The 13138-nt window shown below is 70.5% G+C and carries 13 protein-coding genes; 6 read left to right on the top strand and 7 right to left on the bottom strand.

The features are described from left to right. Window positions 1-609 carry a hypothetical protein gene (locus F9288_RS10465; RefSeq protein WP_174836637.1) on the top strand — a complete coding sequence of 203 codons (609 nt, stop codon included), beginning with the start codon at window positions 1-3 and terminating at the stop codon, window positions 607-609. Next, window positions 597-1382 (top strand): hydrolase 1, exosortase A system-associated, encoded by a 786-nt coding sequence (locus tag F9288_RS10460; RefSeq protein ID WP_174836635.1) that lies wholly within the window; start codon window positions 597-599, stop codon window positions 1380-1382. The genes F9288_RS10465 and F9288_RS10460 overlap by 13 nt, the downstream gene beginning before the upstream one ends. Here the strand turns inward: F9288_RS10460 and F9288_RS10455 are convergent. Both F9288_RS10455 and trxB read right to left on the bottom strand, forming a co-directional pair. Next, the gene (locus F9288_RS10455) at window positions 1366-2904 is read right to left on the bottom strand and encodes a S10 family peptidase (RefSeq protein WP_174836633.1); all 1539 of its coding nucleotides are present in this window, start codon (window positions 2902-2904) and stop codon (window positions 1366-1368) included. The two genes, F9288_RS10460 and F9288_RS10455, sit on opposite strands and share 17 nt — an antisense overlap. Window positions 2905-2966: 62 nt before the next feature. Continuing rightward, window positions 2967-3935 (bottom strand): thioredoxin-disulfide reductase, encoded by a 969-nt coding sequence (gene trxB, locus F9288_RS10450; RefSeq protein WP_174836632.1) that lies wholly within the window; start codon window positions 3933-3935, stop codon window positions 2967-2969. A gap of 79 nt (window positions 3936-4014) precedes the next feature. Here trxB and F9288_RS10445 point away from each other — a divergent pair, with 79 nt between their 5' ends. Continuing rightward, window positions 4015-5394 (top strand): M17 family metallopeptidase, encoded by a 1380-nt coding sequence (locus F9288_RS10445; RefSeq protein WP_174836630.1) that lies wholly within the window; start codon window positions 4015-4017, stop codon window positions 5392-5394. Continuing rightward, complete coding sequence (locus F9288_RS10440; protein ID WP_174836628.1) at window positions 5391-5699, top strand: DUF1905 domain-containing protein; 309 nt, start codon at window positions 5391-5393, stop codon at window positions 5697-5699. Before F9288_RS10445 ends, F9288_RS10440 begins: the two co-directional genes overlap by 4 nt. On the opposite strand, the gene F9288_RS10435 is transcribed toward F9288_RS10440, so the two are convergent. Then, window positions 5696-6256, bottom strand: coding sequence for a cupin domain-containing protein (locus F9288_RS10435; RefSeq protein WP_174836626.1), 561 nt, complete (start codon window positions 6254-6256; stop codon window positions 5696-5698). The two genes, F9288_RS10440 and F9288_RS10435, sit on opposite strands and share 4 nt — an antisense overlap. Next, on the bottom strand, window positions 6253-6990 hold the full coding sequence (gene tpiA, locus F9288_RS10430) for a triose-phosphate isomerase (protein WP_174836624.1): 738 nt from the start codon (window positions 6988-6990) through the stop codon (window positions 6253-6255). The genes F9288_RS10435 and tpiA overlap by 4 nt, the downstream gene beginning before the upstream one ends. Window positions 6991-7109: 119 nt before the next feature. On the opposite strand from tpiA, the gene F9288_RS10425 reads away from it, so the two are divergent. After that, complete coding sequence (locus F9288_RS10425; RefSeq protein WP_174836622.1) at window positions 7110-9047, top strand: peptidylprolyl isomerase; 1938 nt, start codon at window positions 7110-7112, stop codon at window positions 9045-9047. Further along, complete coding sequence (trpE, locus tag F9288_RS10420) at window positions 9031-10536, top strand: anthranilate synthase component I (RefSeq protein ID WP_174836620.1); 1506 nt, start codon at window positions 9031-9033, stop codon at window positions 10534-10536. The genes F9288_RS10425 and trpE overlap by 17 nt, the downstream gene beginning before the upstream one ends. A gap of 13 nt (window positions 10537-10549) precedes the next feature. Here the strand turns inward: trpE and F9288_RS10415 are convergent, their stop codons facing one another. From F9288_RS10415 to F9288_RS10405, 3 genes are read right to left on the bottom strand one after another with little or no spacing between them, the layout of a single operon-like run. Further along, entirely contained in the window at window positions 10550-11206 is a 657-nt protein-coding gene (locus F9288_RS10415; RefSeq protein ID WP_174836618.1) for a DUF4893 domain-containing protein, read from the bottom strand. Then, on the bottom strand, window positions 11203-11988 hold the full coding sequence (locus F9288_RS10410; RefSeq protein WP_174839020.1) for a 3-hydroxybutyrate dehydrogenase: 786 nt from the start codon (window positions 11986-11988) through the stop codon (window positions 11203-11205). Before F9288_RS10410 ends, F9288_RS10415 begins: the two co-directional genes overlap by 4 nt. 8 nt (window positions 11989-11996) lie before the next feature. After that, complete coding sequence (locus F9288_RS10405; protein WP_174836616.1) at window positions 11997-13130, bottom strand: patatin-like phospholipase family protein; 1134 nt, start codon at window positions 13128-13130, stop codon at window positions 11997-11999. Window positions 13131-13138: the final 8 nt, after the last annotated feature.

Below are 13138 nucleotides of genomic sequence, written 5' to 3'. Positions count from 1 at the left end.
ATGCCGCGCTTCGGGCCGGATCACGGCCCCACCGTCATCGCCGCGCTCCCCTTGTTCGAGGAAGCCAACCGCACCCGCGCGGCGGTGGTGGACGTGCTGCGGCGGCTGGCGGCGCGCGGGATCGGCGGGGCGCTGCCCGACCTGCCCGGCACCGGCGAAAGCCTCGTCCCGACCGCGCAGGCGTCGCTGGGCGACTGGCGAGAATCGTTTGCGGCGGCGGCGGGGACACTCGCCGGGCCGGTGTTCGCGATGGCGTGGCGCGGCGGCGCGCTGGTCGATGGCGAGGCCGCGCTGGCCGGGCGCTGGCGGCTGGCCCCGCTGACCGGCGCGGCGCAATATCGCGAGCTTGAACGCATCCGCCAGCTCGGCGGCGGCGCGGACTATGCCGGCAACCGCTTGTCCCCCGCGCTGCTCGACGAACTCGACGCCGCCGAGCCGCTGGAAGCAGGCGCGTTGCGAATCGCGCGGCTGGACGGCGACCCGCGCGAGGCGGCGATCCGCCTGCCCGGCCGCCCGCTGTGGCGCGCCAGCGAGCCGGGGGTCGATCCGGCCTTGCAGGAGGCAGTGGCGGAAGACCTCGCGGCATGGATCGCGACATGCGCCGGCTGATCGCCTTCCCCTGCGCGGGCGAGACGCTGATCGGCTCGCTCGACGAGGGCGCGGGGTCGACGGGGTTGCTGATCGTCTCAGGCGGGAACGAGATCCGTGCCGGCGCGCATCGCGGCATGGCGCTGCTGGCGGCGGAACTGGCGGCGGAGGGCGTGCCGGTATTCCGCTACGACCGCCGGGGTGTCGGCGATTCGGGCGGCGTCAATCGCGGCTTCCGCGCGGCGCGCGCCGACCTGCTCGCGGCGTGCGAGGCGTTCCGGGCAGAAGCGCCGCAGGTCGCTCGACTGGTCGCGTTCGGCAATTGCGACGCCGCGACGACGCTTGCGCTCCACGGTCGCGACGCGGGGATCGCGCGCGTGCTGCTCGCCAATCCCTGGGTGGTGGAGCCGGTCGACGAGCTTCCCCCGCCCGCCGCGATCCGCGCGCATTATGCCGCCCGGCTGCGCGATCCCGCGACGTGGCGGCGGGCGCTTGGCGGCGGCATCTCGCCCGGCAAGCTGATCCGGGGCTTGGCGCGCATCGTCCGCAAGCCGCCGACCGCCGAACCGCTCGCGGCCGAGGCGCTGGCCGCGATCGCCGGTTGGGGCGCCGACGCCACCGTCATCCTCGCGGCAGGCGACGCGACCGCGATCGCTTGTGCCGATGCCGCGAACCGGGCGGGGATCGCGCCGCGAACGGTCACGATCGCCACCAACTCGCACAGTTTCGCGCGCGAGGCGGACGCCGCCGCGCTGGCGGCGGCGATCCGCGATCTTGTCACCGCTTGCGAATGAACGTCCGGATATCGTTGGAAAGTTTCTGCAAATCCTCCTCGTGCACATACATCATGTGCCCGGCGTGATAATAATGCCATTCGATCCGCCCGTCGGTCGGCATGCCGGTGCGCGAGAAGGCATATTCCGCGCCGAAGAATGGGGTGGCGAAGTCGTAATAGCCCTGCCCCTCGAAAACGCGCAGCCCGCTGTTCTCGCGTAGCGCGCGGCCGATATAGGGCGCGACATTGACATAGGTCTCGCCGCCGCGCTCTCCGCCGAGCGCCCAGTCCCAGCTCGTCACCGCGCCGATCGAGGAATAGACCAGCTCCGGCGAATATTTCAGCCCCTCGCGCACCCATTGGTTCATCGCGGCGGTGTAAGATCCGTCGATGCCGTAGAAGCTGGGGTCGTTGTCCGGCTCCTCGCCGGCATTGTCGTAATCCTTGCCGGTATAGCGCGTGTCGAGCCGCCCGATCGTCAGCCCGCGATCGCGCAGCAGCTCCTTGTAGAAGCGGCCCGGCGAGAGCCTGAGGTCGGCATTCTGGAGGTAGGTCTGCGACACGCCCGTGAAGCGCGAAAGCTGCGGCAGGATCTGCGCGCGTTCCTCGGCGGAGAGATTGTTGCCCTTGAGCAGCGCCGACGCATAAGGCCCGATCGCGAAGGCGCGCGCCTGGGCGACGAACTCCTCCACCGTCGCCGGCTTGTTCGGCACCTTGTCATGATACCAGGCGGTCGCGGCCATCGACGGCAGGTTGGTGACATAGCCGAGCTCGTTGCCCGGCGCGTCGGCCGCCTGGCTGAAATCCATGATCGAGGAGATCAGGATGATGCCGTTGACCGCGACGTCGGTATAGCTGCCCTCAAGCTCGTTGATGACCGCCGCCGAGCGCGTCGTGCCATAGCTTTCGCCGCCGATGAACTTGGGCGCGTTCCAGCGGCCGTTGGCGTCGAGCCACAGGCGGATGAAGCGCGCCATCGACTTGGCGTCCTTGGTGACACCCCAATAGTCCTTGGGATCGGTCTTGCCGAGCGCGCGGCTGAAGCCGGTGCCGACCGGATCGATGAACACGAGATCGGTCACATCCAGCAGCGAGGCGTTGTTGTCGATGATGCGATAGGGCGGCGCGCCGTCGTCCTTCGCGTCGGGCAGCACGACGCGCTTCGGCCCGAACGCGCCCATCTGGAGCCACAGCGAGCCGGAGCCGGGGCCGCCGTTCCACAGGAAGGTCACCGGCCGGTTGGGATCGGTCGGCCCCTCCTTGATATAGCTGTACGAGGTGATCGCGGCGAGCGGCTTGCCGTCCTTGTCCTTGAGATAGGTTTCGCCGGCGATGGCGCGATAGGCGATCTTCACCCCGCCGAACGTGCCGCTGTGATGCGTGACGGAGACGACCGGCGGCGGGATCGCCGGATCGCCGCTCTTTTCCGCCGGTGCCCTGTCTGTCGTCTTTGCGTCCTCGGCCTTCCTGTCCTGCGCGAAGCCGGGCGCGGCCAGCACGATACTCGCCGCCGACAGCGCGAGCGCGATACGAAACTTCATTATTTCCCCCGGTTACGGTTGCGTGACGCGAGGTTTGCGCCACGACCGGGGCGGGCGCAACCCTACTCGGCGGCTTCGGCGAGCTTCTCGAAGTCCGCTTCCGCGAGGAACCGCTCGGCATCCAGCGCGGCCATGCAGCCGGTGCCCGCCGCCGTCACCGCCTGGCGATAGACCTTGTCCATCACGTCGCCGCAGGCGAACACGCCGGGGACGCTGGTGCGCGTCGAGCCGGGCTGGACCGCGACATAGCCGTCCGCGTCCAGCTCCAGATGCCCGCGAAACAATTCGGTCGCCGGATGGTGACCGATCGCGACGAAGCCGCCCTGCACGTCGAGCCGCGACGCCTCGCCCGTCACGGTATCGCGCAGGTCGAGCGCGACGAGGCCGGCGGTGCCACCGCCGTCGACGAACTCGCGCACCTCCTTGTTCCACAGCACCTTGATGTCGGGATGCGCGAACAGCCGCTCCTGCAGGATCTTCTCCGCGCGCAGCGAATCGCGGCGGTGGATCAGCGTCACGTCGTCGGAATGATTGGTGAGGTAGAGCGCCTCCTCCACCGCCGTGTTGCCACCGCCGATCACCGCCACCTTCTTGCCGCGATAGAAGAAGCCGTCGCAGGTGGCGCAGGCGCTGACGCCCTTGCCCTTCATCGGCTCCTCGCTGTCGATGCCGAGCCACCTGGCCTGCGCGCCGGTAGCGATCACCAGCACCTCGCCCTCATAGATGTCGCCGCCGTCGCCGGTCAGCCGGAACGGGCGCTGCGACAGATCGACCTCGACGATCGTGTCCCACATCAGCCGCGTGCCGACATGCTCGGCCTGTTTCTGCATCTGCTCCATCAGCCACGGGCCCTGAATCACGTCCGCGAAACCGGGATAGTTCTCGACATCGGTGGTGATGGTGAGCTGGCCGCCGGGCTGGATGCCCTGCACGACGATCGGCTGCATCCCGGCGCGCGCGCCGTAGATGGCGGCGGAAAGGCCGGCGGGGCCGGAACCGAGAATCAGCATGCGGGTGGTGTGCGTGGTCATGCCCGTGATGTAGATTGTGCATTCGCGCTTGCAAACCGCTCGCGTTGCGCGGCCGGGCAAGTCCTGCTTTGGTGGCGACATGACGGACTTTACCCCGATGCTCCAGCCCGATCGCGGCCAGCCGGCGCGCGCGATCCATGTCGTCCACCCCGATGCCTTCGCCGACTGGCTCGCCGGCCAGCCGCCGCGCGTGCGCACGGCGGTGGCCGCCGGGCGCGTGGCGGGCAAGCCGGGCGAGCGCGCGGTGCTGCCCGGCGAGGCGGCGGAGGAATGGTCGTACCTGCTCGTCTGCCCCGAGCCGGAAAGCTCGCCGTGGCGGATCGCCTCGCTCGGCGCGTCGCTGCCCGAGGGGACCTATCGCCTCGCCTCGGGCGAGCCGGGGGCGGCAATGCTGGGCTGGCTGCTCGGCCAATATCGCTTCGAGCGTTACCGCGCCGACCCCGCAGAGCCGCGCGTGCTGCTCTCGGGCGAGCCGGCGCGGATCGAGGAAGCGCTGCGCGTCGCGGAGGCGACCGCGCTGGTGCGCGATCTGGTCAACACCGGCGCGTCCGATCTCGGCCCGGCGGAGCTGGAGGAGATCGCGGAGGGGCTGGCGAAGAAGCACGGCGGCACGCTGACGGTGACGCGCGGCGACGCGCTCGCCACCGGCTGTCCGATGATCCATGCGGTCGGGCAGGCGGCGTCGAAGGAGCGCGCGCCGCGCCTGATCGAGCTGGAATGGGGCGATCCCGCACACCCGCGCGTCGCCCTGGTCGGCAAGGGCGTGTGCTTCGATTCGGGTGGCCTCGACATCAAGCCCGCCGCCGGCATGCGGCTGATGAAGAAGGACATGGGCGGCGCGGCGCACATGCTGGCGCTGGCCGGGCTGGTGATGGGCGCGCAGCTCAAGGTGCGGCTGCATCTGCTCGTGCCGGCGGTGGAGAATGCCATTGCCGGCAACGCCTTCCGCCCCGGCGACGTGCTCAGGACGCGAAAAGGGCTGACGGTGGAGAACACCAACACCGACGCCGAAGGCCGCCTGATCCTCGGCGACGCGCTTGCAAAAGCGGTGGAGGCGGAGCCGGCGCTGATCCTCGACTTCGCCACCCTCACCGGCGCGGCGCGCGTGGCGCTGGGGCCGGACCTGCCGCCGCTGTTCGCCAATGACGATGCGCTCGCGGCGGAGTTCCTGTCGGCGGCGGAGCGCGTGAGCGACCCGCTGTGGCGGATGCCGCTGTGGGACGGCTATGACGAGATGCTCAAGTCCGACGTGGCGGACATGGTGAACTCGCCCGAAGGCGGCTTCGCCGGCGCGGTCACCGCCGCCCTGTTCCTGCGCCGCTTCGTCCCCGCGACGATCCCCTGGGCGCATGTCGACACCTTCGCGTGGCGGCCGGCGGCCAAGGCGGGCCGGCCGAAGGGCGGCGACGCGCTCGGCCTGCGCGCGGCGTGGGAGGTGCTCAAGGCGCGCTACGCATGAGCGGCCGCCCGCTGCTGGAGATCGGCTTCGACGCGGCGGTGATCCACTGGCGCGGGCCGGCTCCCTTCATCTTCGCGGCGGTGCCCGAGCGCCATGTCGCCGCGATCCGCGAGGCGGCGCGCATCGCGAGCTACGGCTGGGGATGCGTGCCGGTGGCGGCGGAGGCGAACGGCGTCCGTTTCACCACCTCCCTGTTTCCGCGCGGCGACACTTACATGGTGCCGCTCAAGAAGGCGGTGCGGGCGCAGGCCGACATCGCCATCGGCGACACGATCGCGATAGTGATCGGGATATCCGGCCCCTAGCGGCGGCTCATGCCCCCACGCGTGCCATCGATCAGCACGAAGGCGACGCGCGCCATCGCCACGCCGCGATTCTCCCACGAATGGGCGGTGCCGCGCTGGATCAATATGTCGCCGGCCTTGAGCAGCGTCTCGTCGCGGTCCATCACCGCCCAGATCTCGCCGGCCAGCACGATTGCATAATCCACCGTGTCGGTGGTGTGCATCCCCGCGCTGCGCTCGCTGCCGGCGTGATGGTCGGCATCCGGGTAGAGCAAGGCGAAGACCTGCGCCGCCAGCGCCGCCTGTTCCGCGCGCGATCCGGCCTGCGGCGGGAAGTCGATCACGCGCAGCACCGTGCCGCCCGGCGGAGGCAGCACGCCCTTGTGCGCGGTGATCGTATCGGGCGCCTCGACCGGCGCCGGCGCGGCGGCGGTATGCCAGATATTGTCGCTGCGGAACGGCGAGCCGGGCAGCGCGAAGCCCGCCGGGCTGGGGCCGTCCGCCGCGATATGCGAGCGCCCCTCCGCGTCGATCGCGGTGAGCACGCGGCGGACCCGCGGCAGCGGCGCGAGCGTCATGCCCCCGCCCCCGCCGCGATGATCGGCGCGAACTTCGCCGCCGTCAGGCTCGCGCCGCCGACCAGCGCGCCGTCCACGTCGCGCGCGTGGAGCAGCGATGCCGCATTGTCCGCCGTCACCGATCCGCCGTAGAGCAGCCGCACGCCCGCGCCGCCGTCCGCGCCGAGCAGTTCGGCCAGGGTCGCGCGGATCGCGCCATGCATCGCCTCGACATCCGCCACCGTCGCGGTGCGCCCGGTGCCGATCGCCCAGATCGGCTCATAGGCGATGGCGAGCCATGCGCCGTCCGCCCCTTCCGGCAGGGAGGCGCGGACCTGCCCCGTCACCACCGCCCCGGCACGGCCGCTTTCGCGCTCCTCCAGCGTCTCGCCGACGCACAGGATGGCCTGCATGCCGTTGCGGCGCAGCGCCTCCGCCTTGGCCTTCACGTCCGCGTCGCTTTCGCACTGGCCCTGCCGCCGCTCGGAATGGCCGACGATCGAGAAGGTCGCGCCCGCCTCCTTCGCCATCGGCGCGGAGATGCAGCCGGTATGCGCGCCGCTGTCCGCCGCATGGACGTCCTCCGCCCCGATCGGGAAGGAGGCGCGCGCCGCCGCCGGCGCGATCAGCGTGGCGGGCACCGCGATCGCCACGTCGACGCGCGGATCGAGCGCCGCGCCGATCCCGTCGAGCTCGACGAGGCTCGCCAGCGACCCGTTCATCTTCCAGTTCCCGGCAACCAGCTTACGACGCATGTCCCTCCCCTTGCGCAACCACAATCACGGATGATCGGTCGATAGCCGCGCTCGGCGCTTGATGCCACCGTGCCGCGTCCCTAAAGCCGCAAGCTGCAACTTCACGGATTTCAACGCGCATGCTCGGTTTCTTCCGGCGGATCACCAATTCAAAGATCGGGCTGGTCATCACCTTCGTCACCCTGGGCATGATCGCGCTCGCCTTCGCGGCCGGCGACGTGACCGGGCTGAGCGCCGGCAGCGGCGGCATGACCAAGACCACCGTCGCGCGGATCGGCAATGTCACGATCGGCGAGGCGCAGCTCAAGCAGCGCGTCGGCGACCAGCTCAACGAGATCCACCAGCAGAACCCCGGCGTCGACATGCCGACCTTCGTCGCCAACGGCGGCGTGGAGGGGGTGCTGGACCAGCTCATCACCGGCATCGCGCTGGAGAAGTTCGGGCAGGATCAGGGTATGGCCGTCAGCCGCGCGCTGGTCGGCAGCGAGTTGCAGAGCATCCCCGCGCTGATCGGCCCGACCGGCAAGTTCGATCAGGCCGCCTATGAGCGCATCCTCCAGCAGCGCCACATGACCGACAAGCAGGTGCAGGGGGAGATCGCGCAGACCACGATGGCGCGCTTCCTGCTCGCCTCGACGGTCGGCGCGGCGCAGCTCCCGGAATCGATCGCGCTGCCCTATGCCTCGCTGCTGCTCGAGCGGCGCACCGGTCAGGTCGCGCTGATCCCCGCCGCCGCGATGGCCGCCGGCCCCGCGCCGACCGACGCCGAGGTGCAGGATTTCTACAAGCGCAACGTCGCCAATTATACCGTGCCGGAGCGCCGCGTGATCCGCTACGCCCGCGTCACCGCCGAAATGATGAAGGCGCAGGCGCAGCCGAGCGACGCGGAGATCGCGCAGGCCTATAACAACAACCGCGCCCGCTATGCCGCGAAGGAAAAGCGTTCGCTGACGCAGGTCGTCGTGCTCGACCAGAAGGCCGCCGAGGCGCTCGCCGCCAAGGCGAAAGCCGGCTCGATCGCCGAGGCCGCGCGCGCCGCCGGGCTGGAGCCGCGCACGATCAGCGGGATCGAGAAATCGGCCTATGCCGCGCAGACCTCCGCCGCCGCCGCCGACGCCGCGTTCGGCGCCGCGAAGGGCGCGATGATCGGCCCGGTCAAGGGCGGGATCGGCTTCGTCGTCGCCAGGATCGATTCGATCGAGCAGGTGCCCGCCAAGTCGCTCGCCGAAGCGCGTGACGAGATCGTCAAGGTGCTGACGCAGCAGAAGCTGGTCGAGGCGCTGAGCAAGGTCCACGACAAACTGGACGACGCCATCGCCGACAACGCCAATTTCAGCGAGCTGGTGGCGGACAACAAGCTGACGGCCGCGACCACTCCCGCGCTCACCGCCACCGGCCTCAACCCCGACGACCCCGCCGCCAGGCCCGATCCCGCGCTGGCCGAGATCGTCAAGGCCGGCTTCGCAGCGGAAGAGGGCGATTCGCCGACGATGGTGCAGCTCGGGCCTGACGGCAGCTTCGCGCTGGTCGCGCTCGATCGCGTGGTCCACGCCGCGCCGCGCCCGCTCGACAAGGTGCGCGAGACGGTGGCGAAGGATTTCGCCGCCGATCGCGCGCGCAAGGCGGCGCGTCAGGTGGCCGCGGCGGCGCTCGCCAAGGTGCAGAAGGGCACGCCGCTGACGCAGGCGCTGGCGGGCGTGAGCGGCGCGGCGGTGCGCCCGATCGACGGGATGCGCGGGCAGATCGCCTCGCGGCAGGGTGTCGACCCTGCGCTGGCGCTGATGTTCAGCCTGCCGGGCGGCAGCGCGCGGCTGCTGGAGGCACCGAACAATGCCGGCTGGATGATCGTCAAGGTCGACACGATCGTCGGCGGAGACGCGGCCAAGACGCCGCAGCTCATCGCCTCCACTCGCCAGCAGATCGGCAGCCTGGTCGGCCGCGAATATGCCGAGCAGTTCACCAATGCCGTGAAGGCGGAGCTGAAAGTAGTGCGCAACGCCGCCGAGATCGCCCGGATCAAGGCCGACCTGTCGGGCAAGGATGCGGGCAATCAGTAATCCAGCCGAAGGCGCGCTCGCGACCGGGCGCCCCGCGCTGGTGTGGCGGCGGCGCGTCGCCGATACCGAGACGCCGGTCGCCGCCGCGCTCAAGCTGATCGAGCCGGGGCGCGGCGACTTCCTGCTCGAATCGGTCGAGGGCGGGTCGGTGCGCGGGCAGCACAGCCTGATCGGCCTCGCGCCCGATCTCGTGTTCCGCGCGCGGGGCGACAGCGCCGCGATCAACCGCCACTGGCTGACCGACCGCGACGCTTTCGCCCCCTGCCCCGAGCCGACGCTGGCGGCGCTGCGCCGGCTGGTCGCGGATTGCCGCGCCGATGTGCCGGCGGAGCTGCCGCGAGCGCTCGCCTGCCTCGTCGGCTATTTCGGCTATGAGACGATCGCGCTGGCGGAAAACCTCGCCGTGCCGGAAGCCGATCCGCTCGGGCTGCCCGACATGATGTTCGTGCGGCCGACGGTGATCCTGGTGTTCGACCGGCTGGCCGATGCGCTGTTCCTCGTCGCGCCCGTCTGGCCGGACGCGGCGCGCGGCGCCGCCGCGATCGTCGCCGAGGCGGAGGAGCGGCTCGATGCGGTCGAGGCGCGCCTCGCCACCGCCGGCCTGCCGCCGCGCGTGACGGGCGAACCGGCGGAAGTGGCGCTCACGCCCGTGCTCGCGCCCGGCCGCTATGGCGAGATGGTCGCGCGGGCGAAGGAATATATCGCGGCCGGCGACATCTTCCAGGTCGTGCTGGCGCAGCGCTTCACCGCGCCCTTCGCGCTGCCGCCGTTCGAGCTTTACCGCGCGCTCCGGCGGATCAACCCGTCGCCGTTCCTCTATCACCTCGATCTGCCGGGATTCGCGCTGATCGGCTCCAGCCCGGAAATCCTCGTCCGCGCGCGCGACGGCGAGGTGACGATCCGCCCGATCGCCGGCACCCGCCCGCGCGGCAGGACCGCCAGCGAGGACGAGGCGAACCGCGCCAGCCTGCTTGCCGATCCCAAGGAGCGCGCCGAGCATCTGATGCTGCTCGATCTCGGCCGCAACGACGTCGGCCGCGTCGCGACGGCGGGCAGCGTCACGGTGACCGACAGCTATATGGTCGAATTCTACAGCCATGTGATGCACATCGTGTCGAACGTGGTCGGCCGGCTCGATCCGTCGCACGACGCGATCGACGCGCTGCTCGCCGGCTTTCCGGCCGGCACGGTCAGCGGCGCGCCCAAGGTACGCGCCTGCCAGATCATCGCCGAACTGGAGCAGGAGAAGCGCGGCGCCTATGCCGGTGGCGTCGGCTATTTCTCGCCGGACGGGTCGATGGATTCGTGCATCGTGCTGCGCACCGCCGTGGTGAAGGACGGGACGATCCACATGCAGGCCGGCGCGGGCATCGTCGCGGATTCGGACCCGGCCTATGAGCAGCGCGAATGCGAGGCCAAGGCCAGCGCGCTCGTCGCCGCCGCGCGCGAGGCGATCGCGCAGGCCAGCGCGGCGGACTTCGGGCAATAAGTCCTTCCGCCCGTCAGCGCGCCGGGACGATCTCCACCAGCTCGGCGATCGAGTCGAAATGCGGCTGCGGCACGATCAGCCGCCACCGCGCGTCACCTACGCGATCGAGATAGGCGATCATGTCGCGCCGCGCATCCAGCCCATATTCGAGCGGAAGGCGCTCGTCGCCCAGCTCCAGCGTGCCGAGGAACACGCCGCGCCCCGGCGGGCCGGCGAAGAAGCGGCCGATCGGGCGCTGCTTTCCCTCGTTGATCGTGAACCACGTCTCGTCGCCGTTGCGCCCCACGGTGCAGGCGCTCGCCGGCAGCTCCACGAAATCCTTGTTCACCGCCCGCTTCGCGCCGAGCTTGACGATCCGGCAGCGATAATCGCCGGCGGGCGGGATCGGATGATCGAGCGCGCGATCGGGATCGTAGAGCGCATCGTCCCGCGCGATCGCCTCCGCCCCGCCGTCGCTCTTGGCTTTCGCCACCGCGTCCAGCCATGAGGTACGCCAGTTGCGCAGCCGCACGCGATCGTTCTGCGTCGCCGCGCGGCGCCACGCCACCTCCGCGCCGCCGCAGGTGTCGGCGCGCTCGGAGGCCGCATGTTCGGGTACCACGGCGGCGGCCGCGTCGGGCGCGGCGGCCTGACACGCCGCCAGCGCGGCAAGACCGAACAACAGGCTCACGCCGCCGTCCAGCCGCCGTCGATCGAGAGGTTCGCGCCGGTGACCTGCGCCGCCTCGTCGCGGCAAAGGAACACCGCAAACGCCGCGACCTGCTCTGGCGTGACGAACTGCTTGGTCGGCTGGGCGGCGAGCAGCACGTCGTTCATCACCTGCTCGCGCGTCAGCCCACGCGCCTTCATCGTGTCCGGGATCTGGTTCTCGACCAGCGGCGTCCAGACATAGCCGGGCGAGATGCAATTGACGGTGATGCCGTCGGTAGCGGTCTCCAGCGCCACCGTCTGGGTCAGCCCGTCGATGCCGTGCTTGGCGGCGACATAAGCCGACTTGTTGGGGCTGGCGACCTTGCTGTGCGCCGAGGCGGTGGAGATGATCCGCCCCCATTTCTTCGCGCGCATGAACGGCACCGCGGCGCGCATCATGTGGAACGCGCTGGTCAGGTTGATCGCGATGATCGCGTTCCATTTGTCGATCGGAAACTGGTCGACCGGCGCGACATGCTGGATGCCGGCGTTGTTGATGATGATATCCGGCCCGCCAAGCTCATCATGCGCGCGGCGGACCATGGCCTCGATCTCATCGGGCTTCGTCATGTCGGCCGCATCGTACAGCGCCTGCGCGCCGCTCAGCGCCGCCAGCCCGGCGCGTTCCTTCTCGATCGCATCGGCATCGCCGAAGCCGTTGATCACCACCGCCGCGCCTTCGGCCGCCAGCGCCTTGGCGAGCGCGAGGCCGATGCCGGAGGTCGAACCGGTGACGATCGCGCTCTTGCCCTTGAGAAACATGGTCACTCCTATCTCGCCAGGTCGAAGGCCGCGGTGCGGCCGGTGAGGATATTCTCCGCGACCAGCTCGGCATTGGCCATCGTGGCCTCCACCGCCTCGCGGCCCGCCGCCCAATGCTCGCGCATCGTGCGGGTGGAAAATTCGAAGTCGCGCGCGCCGCCCTCCCACGCATTGGCGCGGTAGATGAGGTGGACGAGGCTGACCGGCTGTTCCGCCGCCATCGCCGACAGCGTCTCGACCTCGCGATCGGCGGCGAGTTCCGGCGGCAGCTTGGCGAGCACGCGGCGCACCAGTTCGCGCTCCTTCCGAAGGCGCATCATCTGGTCGGTCACCTGCCGAGTGCGGCTGGAGAAGGCGATCTCCTTGGCGCGCGCCAGCACATCCATGATCGTGCGCGGCCGTTCGTCGGCGGCGGAGAACAGATCGACCTGGAAGACGATCATTTCCGCGCGCTGGTTGTCGAGCACATGCTGGAGCGGGGTATTGGAGACCAGCCCGCCGTCCCAATACCAGCGCCCGTCGATCTCGACCGGCGGCAGGCCCGGCGGCAGCGCGCCGGACGCCATCACGTGCCGCGCGTCGATCCGCTCGTCATGCGTGTCGAAATAGCGGAAATTGCCGCTCTCGACATCGACCGCGCCCACCGAAAGCCGGACCGGCCCGTCGTTGAGCAGATCCCAGTCGACCATCTCGTCGAGCGTGTCGCGCAGCGGCGTCGAATCGTAGAAGCTCAGCGCCCCCGGCGTCCCCGGCACGGCCATGAACGGCGGGATGAAGCGCGGGCCGAAGAAGCCCGGCACCCCCGCCATCGCGACGAAGCCGGCCGACCATTCGTGGACGAACTCGCGCACCATGTCGTCGGGCAGGATCGGGAAGCTGGGCAGCCAGCTCGTCGCCTGGTTCCAGAATTGCCGCAGCCGCTCGACACGCCGCTCCGGCGGGTTGCCCGCGACGATCGCGGCGTTGATCGCGCCGATTGAGATTCCGGCCACCCAGTCCGGCTCGATCGCGGCGGCGCTAAGCGCCTCGATCACGCCGGCCTGATAGCTGCCGAGCGCGCCGCCGCCTTGCAGCACCAGCGCCACCGTATCGGGCAACGGCAGCGCGCGGGAGCGGCGGCGGCGGGGTTCTACATCTGCCATGCGCCGTT

Origin of the sequence: Sphingomonas sp. CL5.1, assembly GCF_013344685.1 — a bacterium.
GTDB lineage: Bacteria > Pseudomonadota > Alphaproteobacteria > Sphingomonadales > Sphingomonadaceae > Sphingomonas.
The sequence above is the reverse complement of the archived record's forward strand: the minus strand, read 5'-3'. Positions and strand labels throughout refer to the sequence as shown.

Coding starts and splice junctions, on each gene's coding strand:
- trxB (WP_174836632.1), bottom strand. CDS start 3,935: ATGACCACGCACACCACCCGCATGCTGATTCTCGGTTCCGGCCCCGCC.
- F9288_RS10460 (WP_174836635.1), top strand. CDS start 597: ATGCGCCGGCTGATCGCCTTCCCCTGCGCGGGCGAGACGCTGATCGGC.
- tpiA (WP_174836624.1), bottom strand. CDS start 6,990: ATGCGTCGTAAGCTGGTTGCCGGGAACTGGAAGATGAACGGGTCGCTG.
- F9288_RS10465 (WP_174836637.1), top strand. CDS start 1: ATGCCGCGCTTCGGGCCGGATCACGGCCCCACCGTCATCGCCGCGCTC.
- F9288_RS10445 (WP_174836630.1), top strand. CDS start 4,015: ATGACGGACTTTACCCCGATGCTCCAGCCCGATCGCGGCCAGCCGGCG.
- F9288_RS10455 (WP_174836633.1), bottom strand. CDS start 2,904: ATGAAGTTTCGTATCGCGCTCGCGCTGTCGGCGGCGAGTATCGTGCTG.
- F9288_RS10440 (WP_174836628.1), top strand. CDS start 5,391: ATGAGCGGCCGCCCGCTGCTGGAGATCGGCTTCGACGCGGCGGTGATC.
- F9288_RS10425 (WP_174836622.1), top strand. CDS start 7,110: ATGCTCGGTTTCTTCCGGCGGATCACCAATTCAAAGATCGGGCTGGTC.
- trpE (WP_174836620.1), top strand. CDS start 9,031: ATGCGGGCAATCAGTAATCCAGCCGAAGGCGCGCTCGCGACCGGGCGC.
- F9288_RS10410 (WP_174839020.1), bottom strand. CDS start 11,988: ATGTTTCTCAAGGGCAAGAGCGCGATCGTCACCGGTTCGACCTCCGGC.
- F9288_RS10435 (WP_174836626.1), bottom strand. CDS start 6,256: ATGACGCTCGCGCCGCTGCCGCGGGTCCGCCGCGTGCTCACCGCGATC.
- F9288_RS10405 (WP_174836616.1), bottom strand. CDS start 13,130: ATGGCAGATGTAGAACCCCGCCGCCGCCGCTCCCGCGCGCTGCCGTTG.